Origin of the sequence: Arthrobacter sp. SLBN-100 (assembly GCF_006715305.1) — a bacterium.
Classification (GTDB): domain Bacteria; phylum Actinomycetota; class Actinomycetes; order Actinomycetales; family Micrococcaceae; genus Arthrobacter.
The window spans coordinates 2,032,199-2,048,838 of sequence record NZ_VFMY01000001.1 but is presented as its reverse complement, the minus strand read 5'-3'; the positions used below and the strand labels follow the sequence as shown (position 1 = coordinate 2,048,838).

General features: G+C 65.2%; 17 protein-coding genes. 10 read left to right on the top strand and 7 right to left on the bottom strand.

The genetic code is table 11. The features are described 5' to 3' along the window. Nucleotides 1-35 precede the first annotated feature (35 nt). Genes FBY31_RS09615 through FBY31_RS09605 form a run of 3 tightly spaced genes read left to right on the top strand, consistent with a single transcriptional unit; the run spans nt 36 to nt 4,401 of the window. Nucleotides 36-914 (top strand): IniB N-terminal domain-containing protein, encoded by an 879-nt coding sequence (locus tag FBY31_RS09615; RefSeq protein ID WP_142039850.1) that lies wholly within the window; start codon nt 36-38, stop codon nt 912-914. Between the two features lie 47 nt (nt 915-961). After that, nucleotides 962-2,917: a dynamin family protein gene (locus tag FBY31_RS09610; RefSeq protein ID WP_142039848.1), complete on the top strand. Its 1,956-nt coding sequence runs from the start codon at nt 962-964 to the stop codon at nt 2,915-2,917. Then, nucleotides 2,914-4,401 carry a dynamin family protein gene (locus FBY31_RS09605; RefSeq protein WP_142039845.1) on the top strand — a complete coding sequence of 496 codons (1,488 nt, stop codon included), beginning with the start codon at nt 2,914-2,916 and terminating at the stop codon, nt 4,399-4,401. The genes FBY31_RS09610 and FBY31_RS09605 overlap by 4 nt, the downstream gene beginning before the upstream one ends. A gap of 38 nt (nt 4,402-4,439) precedes the next feature. Here the strand turns inward: FBY31_RS09605 and FBY31_RS09600 are convergent, their stop codons facing one another. After that, nucleotides 4,440-4,940 (bottom strand): hypothetical protein, encoded by a 501-nt coding sequence (locus FBY31_RS09600; RefSeq protein WP_142039842.1) that lies wholly within the window; start codon nt 4,938-4,940, stop codon nt 4,440-4,442. A 109-nt stretch (nt 4,941-5,049) separates the two neighbouring features. After that, complete coding sequence (locus FBY31_RS09595) at nt 5,050-5,451, bottom strand: PLD nuclease N-terminal domain-containing protein (RefSeq protein ID WP_142039839.1); 402 nt, start codon at nt 5,449-5,451, stop codon at nt 5,050-5,052. 61 nt (nt 5,452-5,512) lie between these two features. On the opposite strand from FBY31_RS09595, the gene FBY31_RS09590 reads away from it, so the two are divergent. Next, nucleotides 5,513-5,824, top strand: a complete 312-nt coding sequence (locus FBY31_RS09590) for a DUF4229 domain-containing protein (protein WP_200833345.1) — start codon at nt 5,513-5,515, stop codon at nt 5,822-5,824. A gap of 35 nt (nt 5,825-5,859) precedes the next feature. On the opposite strand, the gene FBY31_RS09585 is transcribed toward FBY31_RS09590, so the two are convergent. The 5 genes from FBY31_RS09585 to FBY31_RS09565 form a co-directional block, all read right to left on the bottom strand. Then, complete coding sequence (locus tag FBY31_RS09585) at nt 5,860-6,741, bottom strand: 1,4-dihydroxy-2-naphthoate polyprenyltransferase (protein ID WP_142039834.1); 882 nt, start codon at nt 6,739-6,741, stop codon at nt 5,860-5,862. Between the two features lie 68 nt (nt 6,742-6,809). Further along, nucleotides 6,810-8,042 carry an AMP-binding protein gene (locus FBY31_RS09580; RefSeq protein WP_142039831.1) on the bottom strand — a complete coding sequence of 411 codons (1,233 nt, stop codon included), beginning with the start codon at nt 8,040-8,042 and terminating at the stop codon, nt 6,810-6,812. Nucleotides 8,043-8,055: 13 nt separating this feature from the next. After that, nucleotides 8,056-9,024, bottom strand: a complete 969-nt coding sequence (locus FBY31_RS09575) for a 1,4-dihydroxy-2-naphthoyl-CoA synthase (RefSeq protein ID WP_142039829.1) — start codon at nt 9,022-9,024, stop codon at nt 8,056-8,058. A gap of 22 nt (nt 9,025-9,046) precedes the next feature. Continuing rightward, nucleotides 9,047-9,487 carry a VOC family protein gene (locus FBY31_RS09570; RefSeq protein WP_142039826.1) on the bottom strand — a complete coding sequence of 147 codons (441 nt, stop codon included), beginning with the start codon at nt 9,485-9,487 and terminating at the stop codon, nt 9,047-9,049. 164 nt (nt 9,488-9,651) lie between these two features. Further along, nucleotides 9,652-10,413, bottom strand: coding sequence for a CPBP family intramembrane glutamic endopeptidase (locus tag FBY31_RS09565; protein WP_142039824.1), 762 nt, complete (start codon nt 10,411-10,413; stop codon nt 9,652-9,654). A 152-nt stretch (nt 10,414-10,565) separates the two neighbouring features. Between FBY31_RS09565 and FBY31_RS09560 the strand changes: the two genes are divergently transcribed. From FBY31_RS09560 to FBY31_RS09535, 6 genes are all read left to right on the top strand, one after another. After that, nucleotides 10,566-11,549, top strand: coding sequence for a metal ABC transporter substrate-binding protein (locus tag FBY31_RS09560; RefSeq protein WP_142039821.1), 984 nt, complete (start codon nt 10,566-10,568; stop codon nt 11,547-11,549). Next, nucleotides 11,546-12,307 (top strand): metal ABC transporter ATP-binding protein, encoded by a 762-nt coding sequence (locus tag FBY31_RS09555; protein ID WP_142039818.1) that lies wholly within the window; start codon nt 11,546-11,548, stop codon nt 12,305-12,307. Before FBY31_RS09560 ends, FBY31_RS09555 begins: the two co-directional genes overlap by 4 nt. Next, on the top strand, nt 12,307-13,173 hold the full coding sequence (locus tag FBY31_RS09550) for a metal ABC transporter permease (RefSeq protein ID WP_142039816.1): 867 nt from the start codon (nt 12,307-12,309) through the stop codon (nt 13,171-13,173). Before FBY31_RS09555 ends, FBY31_RS09550 begins: the two co-directional genes overlap by 1 nt. A 132-nt stretch (nt 13,174-13,305) precedes the next feature. After that, nucleotides 13,306-13,653, top strand: a complete 348-nt coding sequence (locus FBY31_RS09545) for a molybdopterin oxidoreductase (protein WP_142039813.1) — start codon at nt 13,306-13,308, stop codon at nt 13,651-13,653. After that, entirely contained in the window at nt 13,653-16,181 is a 2,529-nt protein-coding gene (gene nirB, locus FBY31_RS09540; protein WP_268815635.1) for a nitrite reductase large subunit NirB, read from the top strand. Before FBY31_RS09545 ends, nirB begins: the two co-directional genes overlap by 1 nt. Then, nucleotides 16,178-16,516 carry a Rieske (2Fe-2S) protein gene (locus FBY31_RS09535; protein ID WP_142039810.1) on the top strand — a complete coding sequence of 113 codons (339 nt, stop codon included), beginning with the start codon at nt 16,178-16,180 and terminating at the stop codon, nt 16,514-16,516. The genes nirB and FBY31_RS09535 overlap by 4 nt, the downstream gene beginning before the upstream one ends. Nucleotides 16,517-16,640 lie beyond the last annotated feature (124 nt).

Sequence of the window (16,640 nt, the reverse complement as noted above, 5' to 3'; positions counted from 1 at the left end):
GTGACAAGCAACCCAGAGAGATTGAGGACAACCAAATGACAGTCGCAAGCGATCTCGTCCGGTTTTTGATGCAACTCTTCGGCGACCGCCAGGCCACGCAGGATTTCCTGGAGTATCCGGAGCGCGTCCTCCAGGACCATGGCCTGGGTGCTGTCAGCTCGGCTGACGTTGACGCAGCCATGCCGGTTGTCCTGGACTACGCCCCCGTTACGGTCGATGCCTCCCGGTTCGACGGAGCCCTGGGCCACAACGGCGGCGGAACCGCTTACACCCCAGTGCCGGCCGCCGGCGAAAATGATGGCGGACACCACGGGCACGAGGACAGTGCCGATGCCATCCGGCAGCTCCAACATATAGTGAACAACTACTCCTACGCCTCAATGCCGGACGACGGGGGCGTCTTCACAGACCAATCCGTCAGCCAGAACATCTGGGCGGATGGTGACATTGAGCAATGGTTCGACACCGATTCTGCAATTGCTTCCGGTGACCGCGCCGTCGGCGCCGGAGACGATGCTGACCTTGATGATTCCACCAACATCGAGGACTCCTATAACAAGGACGTTGACATTGATGCCGGTCTGGACAACGTGGGCAACACCGATAACCGCGAGGACAACTCCACGAACACCGATGTCCGGGACTCCGGTAACAGCAACTCCATAGACGACTCGTTCAACGAGACGGAGACGGATATCGATGCTGGGCTGAACAATGCCGGCAACACCGACAATTCCAAGGTCACGCTGGAGAACGTGGGGAACGAAACTCTCAGTCTTGACAACGTTGGCAACGAGTACATTGAACTGGAGAACTTCGGCAACGACAGCTCTGATGAGCCCCTCACTGCCGGTGATACTGAGGACAACAACTTCGCCGCAGCCGGCGACGACCCCATGATTGAGGACTCATGAATTTCCAGGCAATAGTCCCGGTCAAGACCTGATGTAAAGGACCCGCTGTGGCAGATGCAGGACCGGGAAGACCCTCAATAACCTTGACCGAGGGCCAACTCGCAGAGCTGGTGGAGCAGGGCCTCGAACTGGTGGGCACGGGAGACCGCCTGGATCTCCGGAAACGCCTGGACCAGACGTTGCGAAGGTTGAAGGACCCCAGCATCCGCGTCATCGTTGTGGGCGAATTCAAGCAAGGCAAAAGCAAGCTCATCAACGCCCTCGTGAACGCCCCGGTCTGCCCCGTCGATGACGACATCGCCACCTCCGTCCCCACCGTGGTCCGCTACGGCGACACCGCCTCCGCCGCCATCCTGGTTCCCACGGCAGACTCCGATGCCGGCGACGAAACCAACGTTGAACAGAGGTCCGTCCCGATCGCTGACCTGCCGTCCTGTGTTTCCGAGCGGGGCAACCCCGGCAACAGCAAAAAACTTGTGGCGGGCGAGGTGTACCTGCCGCGAAAGCTCCTCGCGGACGGCCTCACGATCATCGACACTCCGGGCGTGGGCGGGCTGAACTCCTCCCACACCCTTACTACCCTCACCGCGCTTCCCACCGCTGATGCCATGGTGCTGGTATCTGATGCTTCCCAGGAGTACACCGAACCGGAACTTCGTTTCCTCCGCCAGGCCATGCGGCTCACTCCCAGCGTGGTGGGTGTCCTGTCCAAGACGGACCTCTATCCAGACTGGCGGCGCGTTGAGGAGATCGACCGCGGGCACCTTGCCCAGGTGGCACAAGACATTCCGCTGTTCAGCGTCTCCTCAGACCTCCGCCTGGAAGCCGCACGGCTGCAGGACACCGAACTGAACGCGGAGTCCGGCTTCCCTGGGCTGATCACCTACATCCGGAACGAGATCGTGGGCAAGGCACAGCGACTCCAGCGGCGTTCCGTCAGCCAGGACCTGCTGTCCGTCGCCGAGAATCTCCGGCTGTCCCTGCAGTCCGAGCTGGAAGCGTTCGAAAACCCGGAAAAAATGCCGCAAATGATTGCCGGCCTGGAAGTAGCCAGGGCGGAAGCCGACGAGCAGCGCAGGCGGTCCGCCCGCTGGCAGACCACCCTCAACGACGGCATCAGCGACCTCATGGCGGACATGGAATATGACCTCCGGGACCGGCTGCGCCGGATCCAGCGCGAAGCCGAAGCAGCTATAGACCTCGGTGATCCCGGACCTATCTGGCCCCAATTCTCCACATGGCTCGAAGAGTGCGCCGCGGCGGCCATCTCGGACACTTTCGTTTGGACCAGCGAGCGGGCGCAGTGGCTCGCAGCCCAGGTGGCGGAGCATTTCGCCGAGGACCAGGTCAATCTCCCCGTCCTCCACGTCTCAGACACCGGAGACGTCCTTGACCCGGTGGATGACATGCCCGCGCTCGACAGCGGCCGCATCAACCCCGTTCAAAAGGTGCTGATCGGCATGCGCGGGTCCTACGGCGGCGTGCTGATGTTCGGCCTGCTGACCGGGATCTTCGGGATGTCCCTCATCAACCCCCTCTCCGTGGGGGCCGGGCTCCTGCTGGGGCGCAAGGCCTACCGGGAAGACAGGGAAGCAAGGCTGAGGCGGCGCCAGGCCGAGGCCAAGGCCCTGGTGCGGCGCCAACTGGAGGACGTCACCTTCCAGGTAGGCAAGCAGCTCAAGGACCGGCTGCGGCTGGTCCAGCGCTCCACCCGGGACCATTTCACCGGGATCGCAGACCAGCACCACCGCTCCCTGGCGGATTCGGTGGCCGCAGCTCAGAAGGCAGTAGCCACTTACGCCTTGGAAAAGGAGGCACGCATACGCGAAATCAAAGCTGAGCTCAAGAAGGTTGACGCGCTGACACGTGCTGCCGAGGCGCTGGCGGCCGAAGTGGCGGCAGGCGCAGCGCAGGCCGGCAATCCGGGCGCGGGACCGGATCCGGAACCGCCGGCCGGCCCAACCCGCAAAGGAGTGTCACCGGCTGCGGCGGCGGTCGCATGACGGCGTCAACTATTGCGGGAGCCTCGGACCTCGTCCGGGAGGCGTTGGACGCCTACCGGGATGACCCGGCAGCTGTGGCAGTACTCCAGGGCTATGCCAGGAGATTGGAAGAACCACTCCGGATTGCCCTCGCCGGCATGGTCAAGGCTGGGAAGTCCACGCTCCTGAACGCCATCCTCGGCGAAGAGATAGCGCCCACGGACACCGCAGAATGCACCCGCATCATCACGTGGTACCGCTACGGACACACACCCCGGATCACCCTGTACCCCGTTACGGGTGAACCTCGCAGCCTTCCCGTCAAGCGCCTGGGCGGCCGCCTGGTGTTTGTCCTCGGGGACGCCACGGCAGACGACGTCGACCGCTTGGAAGTCGAGTGGCCGTCACCGGGCCTGCGGGACATGACCCTGATCGACACCCCCGGTATCGCTTCCCTCTCCGCAGACGTGGCCGCACGGTCCACCAGCTTCCTCATGCCGGAGGACGCGCCGTCGGAAGCTGATGCGGTCATTTACCTGATGCGCCACATGCATGCATCAGACCTGCGGTTCCTGGAGTCTTTCAAAGACACCGAGGCCGGGACATCCGGCACGGTCAACGCGCTGGCTGTTCTCTCCAGGGCAGATGAGGTGGGTGCAGGACGAATCGATTCCCTCCTCGCCGCCGCCGAAATCGCGGAAAGATACCGCCGGGACCACAACCTGCGGAAGCTGGCGTTGGGGGTGGTCCCGGTGGCGGGACTCCTGGCGCAAAGCGCCCGCACCCTGCGCCAGTCCGACTTCGAGGCTCTGCAGCTCCTGGCCCGGATGGAACGGGCAGACCGGGAAAAGCTCCTGTTGTCCGCGGACCGCTTCCTGCGCGCTGCAGGCCCGGATGGATTGACGACGGCGGCCCGCGCCGCGCTGCTGGAAAGGTACGGCGTTTTCGGCATCCGCCTTGCGGCCGTGCTCATCCGCAGCGGTTTTGCCGAACCAACGCCCCTGGCGAACGAACTCGCCCGGCGCAGCGGCCTGCATGCGCTGCTTGACCTGCTGGGGCGCCAGTTCCAGGCCCGTGCCGAGGCGCTTAAGGCCAGGACCGCCCTGGTGGGCGTGGAAACCCTGCTGCGTACTTCACCCCGCGAGGGGACCGGCAAGCTCGCAGTCGCACTGGAACGGCTGCAGGTCAACGCCCACGAGTTCCGGGAACTGCAGCTTCTGGCAACTCTCCGGACCACTGGCGCCGCGCTGCCCCCTGAACTCGCCAATGAAGCCGAGGGGCTCATTGGCGGCTGGGGTGCAGCCCCGCACGTGCGGCTGGGACTGGAGGCCGGCGCTGGCCCCGACCAGCTGGCCGGCGAGGCGCGCCATCGGCTGGAACGGTGGCGGGCGGTGGCGGAAAACCCATTGACGGAGCGCTCCGCCATCGAGGTGTGCAGGGTGGTCATCCGCAGCTGTGAAGGCGTGCTGGCCGAATGCACCCAAGTGGCGGACCAGCCGGCCTAGCCCCTGGATTTCAACGAGTGGATTCCAACGAGTGGATTTCAATGACCGGATTTCAGCCAGGCGCTGGCGGAAGGCATAAAGAAGAACGCCAGCCCAACAAACGCCAGCAGGAGATCCAGGCCCCAGAGCAGCACCACGTAACTGCCTGCATCGCCGTCGGGCACCAGGAAGGCAGCGGTCACCAGCAGGACGAATACGTGTCCGGCCAGCAGGAGCAGCAGCACCCACCGTGCCCGCCCGTGACGGCCCATCACCACGACCAGTATCGCGGCCTCAAGCAGGATCACCAGGAGGACAGCCACAAGGCTGCCCCAGAAGACGATGCCCGTTGCCGTAGTGACGGCTTCGGCACCACTACCGGGCGCCATTGCCTCCACTACGGTTTTTAGCCGTTGAAGGTAGGACTCGCGGGTCAGGAAGGATCCGACCAGGACGGCAAGTCCCGCCACGAAACTTAACAGCCACAGGCCCCTCGCGTTCCGGACGCTGGGCGGAGGTGCCGGAATGGCCCTGATGGGTGCCGGGGCGAACCAGGACATTCCCGGCCTGGGCGGAGGTGCGGGCGGACCTGAGGACGAAGGCCGGGGTGCGGCCCCCTGGGGTGTGGTCCCCAGCCGGTCTTCTCCACCGGGTCCCTGAGCCATAAGGCTACTTCAGCCCGTCGGTATCATGTTCATCGGTTTCGTGTTTGTCCTTGCCGCCGGCTTTGCCATCACCGCGGTTCTTCGCCCGGGCATCCAGTTCATCCTTGAGCCTCTTCAAGCGCTCGGCTTCTGCCTGGTTGCGCCGGCGGGCTTCAAGGTTGCGGAGGAAGTCCGGATCATCATCCGGAGCTGTGGGATGGCGCTGGCTCTGCTGGGGGGAGGTTCCTCGCGGCCGTCCGATCAGGAGCCAGAGGATGGCGCCGATGACGGGCAAAACAATCATGACCACAATCCAGGCCGGCTTCGAGATCCCCCGGGTGAGTCGCCCATCAGTGCGGATCACGTCCACGAGGCCATACACAAAGATGACGAGGACTGCCACGGCCAAAGCCACACGGAGGAGCATGCCATTAAGTCTATCGTCCGGAGGCGCGGGGGCCTTCGGCCGAGGCGGCTAAACTTGAATAGTGGCCTTTTTGAAATATTCCCTGATCCGCCTGGCTCTCTTTGCGCCCCTGTTCGTGGTTTTTATGTTCCTGCAGCTGGGCGTGCTCATGTCCGTGATCTGCGCAGCACTGATCGCCTTCGCCGTAAGTTACCTGTTCTTCCAAAAGCAGCGGGATGCGGCCGCGGCGGCCCTCCACCAGCGTTTTTCCGGCAAGGCCAAGCCGCTCCGCTCAGCGAACGAAGTGCAGGACGCTAACGCCGAGGACGCCCTCCTGGACGCCAACCCGGATATCGCCATCAGCAACGACGCCAAGGATCCCAAGCGGCCCTAGCGGCGTTTCAGGCCGGGCAGCAGCAAAAGCCGGCCCTAGAAGCCGTGGCTGAGCACCAGGCCCAGTGAGAACAGCAGGCTGTAGCCGAGGTTGATCAACCCGGTCTGCTTCAGGACCGGGATCAGGCTCTTGCGCTTGCGGCCGTTGATCATCAGCCATGCAGGCATCAGGCAGGCCGGAATCAGCAGCAGGACGATCAGCATCCACGGCCGGCCGGGGGCCAGGATCACCACCAGCATGATGGCCACGGCGAGCATCAGGACGTAACTCTCGCGGGCATGCTTGTCACCCAGCCGCACCGCGAGGGTTTTCTTGCCGGCCTGCATGTCGGTGGGGATGTCCCGGACGTTGTTTGCCATCAGCAGCGCGGTGGCGATCAGCCCGGTGCCGATCGCGCCGATGATGGCGGGCAGGTTGATCTGCCCTGCCTGGGTGTAGGTGGTGCCCAACGTGGCCACCAGCCCGAAGAAGACAAACACAAACACGTCCCCCAGGCCCATGTAGCCGTACGGGTTCTTGCCGCCGGTGTAGCCCCAGGCCGCCATGACGCAGCCAAGTCCCACCAGGATCAGCCACCAGCTCTGGGTGATCACCACCAGGACCAGCCCGAAGACCATGGCGGCACCAAACGTACCGAAAGCGGCATATTTGACGTGCTCGGGTTTGGCGGCGCCGGATCCCACCAGGCGGAGCGGACCTACCCGGTCATCGTCAGTGCCGCGGATACCGTCGGAGTAGTCATTGGCGAAGTTCACGCCCACTTGGAGCAGGAGTGCCACGAGTGCCGCGAGGATGGCGTTGAACAGGAGGAACGAATCCATCTCATAGGCGGCGGCGGAGCCGATCAGCACCGGCGCAATCGCGGCGGGCAGCGTCCGGAGTCGGGCGCCTTGGATCCATTGTGCGGCTGTGGCCACGGTCAGTACCTCGCGTTGGTTCGGGGAAGGCGGCAGGATGGGGTCCTGCCCGGTGGTGCAGGTCTACTTTACTTTCCCTGGTGCAGGGCGTTGAGTTCGGCGGCCATGGCCAGCCGGTCGGGCTTTCCGTTCGGCAGCATCAGCAGCGCGGAGGCAGCGAGTACGGTTTTGGGCGCCAGGATGCCCAGCGTCCGGTGCCATTCCCGTTCAAGGACGACGGCGTGGTCCCGGCCTGGCGCAGAGCCGGCGGCTTCGGTGCCGGCAGCTCTCCTGGCCCCATCTCCGGCCAGAGCCACGTAAGCGGCAACCGCCTGGCCCCACTCCGCGGACGGGACGCCGGCCACAAAAGCCGCGGCAACGGCGTCGGACTTTTCCAGCTCTTCCTGCACATGAGCGGCCGAAACTTTGATGCCGCCGGTGATGATGACGTCGTCGGCCCGGCCCAGGACGGTGAGCCGGCCGTCGTGGTCGATGCTGCCCAAATCGCTGGTGCGGTACCAGCGCACGCCGTCCTCCTCGAAGAAGGTGGCATCGGCTTCATCCGGCGCTTCCAGGTAGCCCGCCGCGATGGTGTCCCCGCCCAGCAGGATGCGGCCGTCGGACTCAACGCGGACAGATACTCCCTCCAGCGGGAAGCCGTTATAGACGCAGCCGCCGGAGGACTCGGCGGAGCCATAGGTGGTGATGACCCGGACGCCGGCATCCACAGCGGCGGCCAGCAGCGCGGCGGGGGCGGGGGCGCCGCCCAGCAGGATGGCGTTGAAGCGGCGGAGCACTGCCAGGGTGTCAGGGGAGGGCGCGTCGAGGAGCCGCTGCAACTGGGTGGGGACCAGCGAGGTGAACCGGATTTTGTCGGTCAGCTCCAGGGCCGCAGCCGTGAAGGCTTCGGGCGTAAACCCGCCGGACATGTCCATCACCCAGGGGCGGGTGCCGGCGAAGAGCGAACGCACCAGGACCTGGATGCCGGCCACGTACTGGACGGGCAGCGCCAGGAGCCACTGGCCTTCGCCCTTGAGTGCCAAGGCCGTGGACATCGAGGATGCCGCCAGGGATTCGACCGTCAGGATGGTGGCTTTCGGGATCCCGGTGGAACCGGAGGTGCGGACCACGGCAACGGCGTCGTCGCAGCCGGGGGTGTCCACGTGGCCCACCACCAGGTGACCGTCCCCATCGACCGAAAGTTCGACGGCCGGGCCCTCGCCGTGGAGGGCGGCGGCCAGGGCCTTCAGGGCGGGCTCGATGTTGGGGGCGCCGGTGGTTTGTGTGTTGCTGTTGGGGGAGCCTGTTGGTTCGGTGCTCATTGCCGGTCCTGCCTTAGAAGTAGTGCGGGAAGTTGGACCAGTCCGGATCGCGTTTTTGCAGGAATGCCTCTTTGCCCTCCACCGCCTCGTCCGTCATGTAGGCCAGCCGAGTGGCTTCGCCGGCGAACACCTGCTGGCCTGCCAGGCCGTCGTCGGCAAGGTTGAAGGCGAACTTGAGCATACGGATGGCCTGCGGCGACTGCCGGGCAATATCCGCCGCGTATTCCAGCGCAACCTCTTCGAGGCGCTCGTGGTCCACGGCCTCGTTTACCGCGCCCATCCGGACCATGTCCTCTGCGGAATATTCGCGGGCCAGGAAGAAAATTTCCCGGGCAGCCTTCTGCCCGATCTGGCGCGCCAGCAGGGCCGAGCCGTAGCCGGCGTCGAAGCTTCCCACGGTGGCGTCCGTCTGCTTGAACTTGCCGTGCTGCCGGGAGGCGATGGTGAGGTCAGCCACCACATGCAGGGAGTGTCCGCCGCCGGCAGCCCAGCCGTTGACGACGGCGATAACCACCTTGGGCATGGTCCGCATCAGCCGCTGGACTTCCAGGATGTGCAGCCTGCCGGCCCGGGCCGGGTCGATGCTCTCCTGGGTCTCGCCATCTGCTGTGTTTTGTACTACGTACCGATAGCCGTCCCGGCCCCTGATCCGCTGGTCCCCGCCGGAGCAGAAGGAGTGGCCGCCGTCCCGGGGGGAGGGACCGTTACCGGTGAGCAGCACGGTGGCGACGTCCGGCGACATCCGTGCGTGATCCATCGCCCGGTACAGCTCATCCACGGTGCCGGGCCGGAACGCGTTGCGGACCTCGGGCCGGTTGAAGGCGATCCGGACCGTGGGCAGGTCACGCACCCACCCGCCGTCGGAATCCCGTTCCACCTGCCGGTGGTAGGTCATGTCCTGGAAGTCCTCAAAGCCGGACACAACACGCCAGCGGGTGGGATCGAAGACGTCGGACACCGAGGCGGGGATTTGGTTGCTCACCGTCCAAGTCTAGTAATCGGTGTCAGCTGATGCAGAACTCGTTGCCCTCAGGGTCCGCCATGGTGTGCCAGGAATGCGGTCCTTCATTGGCTGTCCAGAGGAACGTTGCGCCCCTGGCCTCGAGTTCCCGGCGCGCCTCGTCCTTGTCCCGGCCTGCCAGGTTCAAGTCCCAGTGCACGCGGTTCTTGACTGTTTTGTCCTCCGGCGCCGTCTGGAACAGGAGGCGCCGCGTGGGTGCCTTCACGTCGAGCTCCTCGGGCGGCCGGATTGCGCACGCATCGCGCCACACGAGCACTCCGTTGTGGATTGTCGTCTGGTCCTCGCGGGCGTACCCCTGCTCGATCATGGACCGGATGAAACCCTCATCCTGGGGTTCCACGGCCCACTGCAGGGACTCCGCCCACCACTCGGCCAGGTGGTGCGGATTGCGGGAGTCGATGACAATTTGGATGTTCAGTCCCATCCCACCACGGTACGGTGGCAGGTGCGCTGGCGATAGGGAACGGACAGCAACGCGAGGTCAGATCCGGCCCTGTGAAGGGCCCTCATCGGGCCGGAAGTGACCCCGGGTTGGGTTGTATATCGCTGGAAAGTAGCCGCCCTGCTCGTCAGCGGCCCCGGATGGCCCTAGGCAGGGACCTGTTGGAGCTGTTCGTAGACTTCGGGCGGTATGGCGTAGATGAACACCACCGCCAGGAGGTTCTTGGCTGCGTGGACAAAGTAGGAGAACATCAGGTTCCTGCCGGTCCAGACGTACACGAACACAAGCGTTGCCCCCATGGCCAGGTACGGCAGCAGGACGGTGAGCGTCAGCGCCTCCTGGCCCACGACGTGCAGGGCGGCGAACAGGAGGACTGACAACCCGCAGCACACCCAGATGTTGATCCGCCGGCTCAGCTTCCCGATCAGCAGGTGGCGGAAGACGTATTCCTCCACGAACGGGCCCACCACCACCAGCAGCGGGACCATCAGCCACGCCGGGACCTGCTGCATCAGTGCCTGGAGTCCGGCCTGGTTCTCGGACGTCGCCACATTGCCGCTGGCCGCCACCACAACGGCCGTAAGGATCATCATCACAATGACGGCGGCCGGAACCATCATCAGGGTGAACCACGGGCGGGTTGCGAGCACCCGCAGGTCACGGCCTACCACCCGGCGGGCGGCCAGGAGCGCCAGGATTCCCACCGAGGCATAAAAGAGCAGGTTCATGGCGTAGGAGGCCGCGGCCGGAGTGGGGGCGAGCTGCCGGAGGAAGGGCTCCACCAGCTCCCCGGCCACCGCGAAAAATCCGGCAATAGCCACGTACAGGCCCACGGTGGTGAAGTCGAGGGGTGAAAACCGGTAGAGCTGTGGCTGCGGTGCGGGTGGTCGGCGGTGTGCGGTGGCCATGTTGTCAGCCTATCCCCACCCACCAACTGGCAGGTAAGGCACCCAAAACCGCGAATCGGGACGTTAAATGCGAGTCATGTGGGTAGGGCGGGAGGGCTGGGCGGACGTAACAACGTTGCCCGTGGAATCGGGCGTCGCCTAGAATATTCGGTATGCCTAAACTTTCGTTTCGGTGCGCCAAAGCAGTCGCCCGGACCCGCTCTCTCCTCGAGGTGCGCTTCCTCGTGGCCGCGGCAGCCGCCGTCGTGCTTTCCCTCTTCCTGACAGCCTGCGCAGGAGGTGCTTCCGGCAACGGCGGGGACAAAAAGGTGGTCCTGACCACCTTCACGGTATTGGCCGACGTCGCGAAGAACGTCGCCGGGGACAAGCTCACGGTTGAATCCATCACCAAGGCGGGCGCCGAAATCCACGGTTACGAACCCACCCCCGGCGACATCCGGAAGGCCTCCAAAGCGGACCTCATCCTGGACAACGGACTGAACCTTGAGGCCTGGTTCGCCCAGTTCGTGGAAGGCCTGGACGTGCCGCACGCCGTGGTGAGTGACGGTGTGCAGGTGGTATCCATCAGCGAGGACTCCTACCGGGGAAAGCCGAACCCGCACGCCTGGATGTCCCCGGTGAATGTCCAGATCTACGTGGACAACATGGTGAAGGCCTTCAGCGACCTGGACCCGGACAACGCCGAGGCTTTCAAGGCCAACGGGGACGCGTACAAGGCCGAACTGCAGGCTGTGCAGGACCAGATGGTCTCCAGCCTGGCCGGCCTCCCGGAGAACCAGCGCGCGCTGGTCACCTGCGAAGGAGCGTTCTCCTACCTGGCCCGCGACGCCGGGCTCAAAGAGGTGTACATCTGGGCGGTTAACGCCGAACAGCAGGCAACGCCGCAGCAGATCACCCGCGCCATCGAATACGTCAGGGCCAACAAAGTCCCCGCAGTCTTCTGTGAATCCACCGTCTCGGATGCGCCAATGCAGCAGGTGGTGGGGGCCACCGGGGCGAAGTTCGGCGGCACCCTCTACGTGGACTCCCTCTCGGAAGCGGACGGTCCGGTGCCCACCTATCTGGACCTCATCCGGCACGACGCCGGCCTCATCACCAAGGCACTGGCCGGAGCCACGGCAGGAGCGGCATCATGACTCCACAGGCGATCCTTGTTGAGAACGTCACCGTCCATTACGGCGAGGTCATGGCGCTGGACTCGGCGTCCGTGGCCCTCGAGCCCGCCCGGATCTGCGGCCTGGTGGGGATGAACGGCTCAGGCAAGTCCACTTTGTTCAAAGTGATCATGGGAATGATCAAACCCGACGCCGGCACGGTCCGGATCAACGGAAAGTCACCTTCCAAGGCGCGCAAGCAGGGCGGCATCGGCTATGTGCCGCAGAGCGAGGACGTTGACTGGCAGTTTCCGTTGTCCGTGCGGGACGTGGTGATGATGGGCCGCTACGGCCACCAGGGCTTCACCCGCCGTGCTTCCAAAGCGGACCGCGTGGCCGTGGACGAGGCACTGGACCGGGTGGAGTTGGGCCCTTTCGCCGGGCGCCAGATCGGCCAGCTCTCGGGAGGCCAGAAGAAGCGCGCCTTTGTGGCCCGCGGGATCGCCCAGGGTGCCACCATCATGCTCCTGGACGAACCCTTCGCCGGTGTGGATAAGCGCTCCGAGGCCACTATCACCCGGCTGCTGCGCGAACTCGCTTCCGACGGCTGCACCATCCTGGTCTCCACCCACGATCTGCATGCGCTGCCCCAATTGTGCGACGAGGCCATTCTCCTGATGCACAAAGTCCTGATGCATGGACCGCCTGAAGTGGTGCTGCAGCCGGAGAACCTGGCGATGGCCTTTGGCCTGGATGTGCTGGACCGGGATCTGCCGGCCGGCAAGAGGGGGAACCACTGATGGAACTGCTCCTCGAACCACTGGGCTACGACTTTATGGTCCGCGCCTTGATCACTACCGCCCTGGCCGCCGTGGTCTGCGCAGTGCTCAGCTGCTGGCTGGTGCTGATCGGCTGGTCCCTGATGGGCGATGCAGTCTCCCACGCCGTGCTCCCGGGTGTTGTGCTCGCATACATCGTCGGTGCCCCGTTTGCGCTGGGAGCACTGGTCTTCGCTCTCGTTGCCGTCACCCTGATCGGGGTGGTCCGCAATACCAGCCGGGTTAAGGAGGACGCCGCGATCGGCATCGTGTTCTCCTCCCTGTTCGCCCTGGGCTTGGTACTGATTTCGGTCACGCCCAGCCAGACCGACCTCAACCACATCATCTTCGGCAACCTCCTCGGCGTCAGCGTTCCGGACCTGATCCAGGTCCTCGTGCTGGGCGTGCTGGCCTTCGCCATCCTGATCCTCAAACGCCGCGACCTCACCCTCTACGCCTTCGACCCCACCCACGCGCACGCCATCGGGCTCTCACCCAAGCGCCTGGGCGCGCTGCTGCTGGGCCTGCTCGCCTTGACCTCGGTGGTGGCACTGCAGACTGTGGGGGTGGTGCTGGTGGTGGCCATGCTCATCATCCCGGGAGCCACCGCGTACCTGCTGACCGACCGCTTCGCCCGGATGCTGGTCATCGCCCCCGTGGTCTCGGCCGTGTGCTCGCTGGCCGGCATCTACATCAGCTACTACCTGGACACCGCTTCCGGGGCCATGGTGGTGCTCACGCAGGGAGTGGTGTTCGCCGTCGTCTACCTGTTCAGCCCCCGGCAGGGCCTGATCGGTACGCGGCTGGCAAAGGCACGGCGCAGGAAAGCAGCAGCGGTCGCCGCCTAGCTGTATTGTCCAGGCTGAGGCCGAAAGCAGTGAGTTTTGCGTTAAGGGATCGTTACCGGGGAACCGGCAGGACGAAACATCGGCGTCGCAGGATGGGCTGTAACAGTTGCTGCCGGCCGAAAGGTAACGCCCGTGCTGACCAAAAACCTTTTCCTGCAAGGCATCTTCCCGTTCCAAGGCGCGGGCATGGACAGGCCCGTGCCGATCCACAGCGAGCTCGCCCACTACGTGGCGGACGGGGTCATCAACCAGACGCTCTACTTCCGCGGAGGGAATTCGAGCCCCGAACTGGTCACCGTTGTCCTGCTGCGCAACGGTGTGCCAATGCGGTATTTCCCCATCGGCGCCAAGAGTGACGTCCATGTTCCGCTGCGCGTGGTGGAGGACATTGAGGGCGGGTCGGCCATCGAGCTGTACCTGGCCGCTCCGGAGGGCGTCAGCGGGTCCGTAGTGATCGACCTGGGCATGGTGGAACACTGATGACCAGCGTCCTGGACACTCCACGGACCAGGCTCTCCGGGCCGGAACCATCCGGGCAGGGCCCGCGCCGCCGGCTGGTGGTGATCGGCAACGGGATGGCCGGAGCCCGGGCGGTGGAGGAAATCCTCGCCCGGGGCGGTGCCGGACAGTTCACCATCACCATGTTTGGCGACGAACCCTATGGAAACTACAACCGGATCATGCTCAGCCACGTCCTCTCCGGCGAGGAAAGCGACGCCGATATTTTCCTCAACTCCCTGTCCTGGTACCAGGACAAGGGCATCACGCTGCACGCCGGCGTCAGGGTGGACAGGATCGACCGGTTCACAAAGCACGTCTTCTCCAACGACGGCAGGGTGACGCCCTACGACATCCTGATCATCGCCACCGGCAGCCGCTCCCACATGCCGCCTATGGACGGCCTTTACACCCCCGCGGGGTCCGTGAAGCCCGGCGTTTTCGCGTTTCGTACCATCGATGACACCCGCAAAATGGTGGCCTATGCCCAGCATGAGCACCACCGCCGTGCCGTGGTGATCGGCGGGGGACTGCTGGGGCTTGAGGCAGCCTACGGCCTGCGCAGCCATGGGATTAACGTGGACGTGGTCCATTCCGCGGGCCACCTGATGAGCGCGCAGATGGGTCCCGACGGCGGTGCGGTGCTCCGCCGCAGCGTGGAGGCCCTTGGCATCGGGGTGCTCACCGGCAGCCGCACCACAGCCGTGCTGGGAAGCGACAGGGTCACCGGGATCAGCCTCCGCGGGGGCACCGATATCCCGTGCGACATGGTGGTGGTGGCGGCAGGAATCCGCCCCAATGTGGACCTCGCCGTCCTCAGCGGCCTTCCGGTGGAGCGGGCCATCGTGGTGGATGACAGGCTCCGGGTCCAGGACGAGGATGACATCTACGCCGTGGGGGAGTGTGTCCAGCACCGCGGCGAGGTGTACGGCCTCGTGGCACCGCTCTGGGAGCAGGCTGTGGTGCTGGCCAACCATGTGACAGGGACGGACACCTCCGCCATGTACCTGGGTTCCCGCACCGCCACCAAACTGAAGGTGGCCGGCGTCGAAGTAGCCTCCATGGGATTGCACGGGCCCGAACTCGACACAGATGAGCACATCGTCTTCTCCGAACCCAGCCGCGGTGTCTTCAAATCCATTGTGGTGCGGGACAACAAGATGGTGGGCGCCACGCTGCTTGGCGACAGCCGCAAGGTGGCCTATCTGACCGAGGCGTACGACCGTGGACTGCCCCTGCCCGAGGAACGGATCGGGTTGATGTTCGATTTTGGGACACCCGACGGGGACGCTGGAGTCGGCGAGCTCAGCGACGACGCGCAGGTGTGCAACTGCAACGGCGTGAGCAAAAAGACCCTGGTGGATGCGGTGCAGGGCGGCTGCGCCACTGTTGCCGGCGCCATGGAGGCCACCCGAGCCGGAAAGGGCTGCGGTTCGTGCAAGCTTCTGGTGCGGCAGGTGGTGGAATGGGCCGCAGACGGAGCGGTGGAAGAGGACCCGGTGGCGAACTACTACGTCCCCGCCATCCCGCTGGACAAGCAGGCGCTGATGGCGGAAATCCGGAAGCGCGGGCTGCGCTCGGTCTCGGCCGTGTTCCAGGCGCTGGCCCCCGGCGGCGAAGACGCCAGGTCCAAGATGGGGCTTGCCTCGCTGCTGAAGACGATGCTGGCCGAGCGGTACATGGACGAACGCGACGCCCGGTTCATCAACGACCGCGTACACGGGAACATCCAGCGCGACGGCACCTTCTCCGTCGTGCCCCAGATGAAGGGCGGCGTGACGAGCGTCCAGCAGCTGCGGCGCATCGCCGATGTTGCCGAAAAGCACAACGTCCCGCTGATCAAGCTGACCGGCGGGCAGCGGATCGACCTGCTGGGGATCCGCAAGGAGGACCTGCCCCAGGTCTGGGCGGACCTGGACATGCCCTCGGGCTATGCGTACGGGAAGAGCTTCCGCACTGTGAAGACCTGCGTGGGCAAGGACTTCTGCCGCTACGGAACGGGGGACTCCACCAAACTGGGCATCGAGATCGAATCCCGGTTCCAGGGCATCGAAGCGCCGGGGAAGCTGAAACTCGCCGTCTCCGGCTGCCCCCGCAACTGCGCGGAGTCCCTGGTGAAGGACGTGGGCGTGGTGGCTGTGGAGGGCGGCCGGTGGGAGATTTATGTGGGCGGTGCTGCCGGGGCCCATATCCGCAAGGGAGACCTGCTGGCCACCGTGGACGATCCGGAGCAGGTGAAGGTCCTCGCCGGACGGTTCATGCAGTACTACCGCGAACAGGCCAACTGGCTGGAACGGACCTACGCCTTCGTGCCCCGGGTGGGCATTGAGCACCTACGCGGGGTGATCGTTGACGACGCCCAGGGGATCGCGGCGCAGCTTGATGCAGCCATGCAGGCGTCCGTGGACAGCTACGTGGACCCGTGGCTGGACCGCGACGATCCGCAGACGCCCGGCCAGTTCAGGACCTCCCTGCCGCTGACGGTGCTCCCTCAGGTGCCCGTCCGATGAGTGCCAACCACATTCCGGCAGGCGGAAAGACGTTCGTGCTGGGTCCCGTGGAGCAGATCCCGCTGGGGGAGGGCAGGGCGTTTGCGGTGGACGGCGGGCAGGTGGCCGTCTTCCGGCTTCGGGACGGCTCGCTCCGGGCGCTTCCGGCCGTCTGCCCGCACAGGGGAGGCCCGCTGGCCGACGGCACCATTGACCTCGCCGTGGTGGTGTGTCCGTTGCACCAGCACGCGTTTGACCTGGCTACGGGCTGTTCCACCACCGGCGCGGACAATCTCCGCCCTTACGCCGTATCAATGGACCGGCAGCAAAATCTGGTCCTGCAGCTGCCGGTGTAGCGCCCGTCACGTGGCACCCCTTCGCGTCTTGTAAGATAGACGAGCCGCGCGAAGCTTCGGCGCCACGAGAGATTCCGGTCACATTCGGCCGCCTAACAGGCATTTCCCCGAATTATGTGACTGG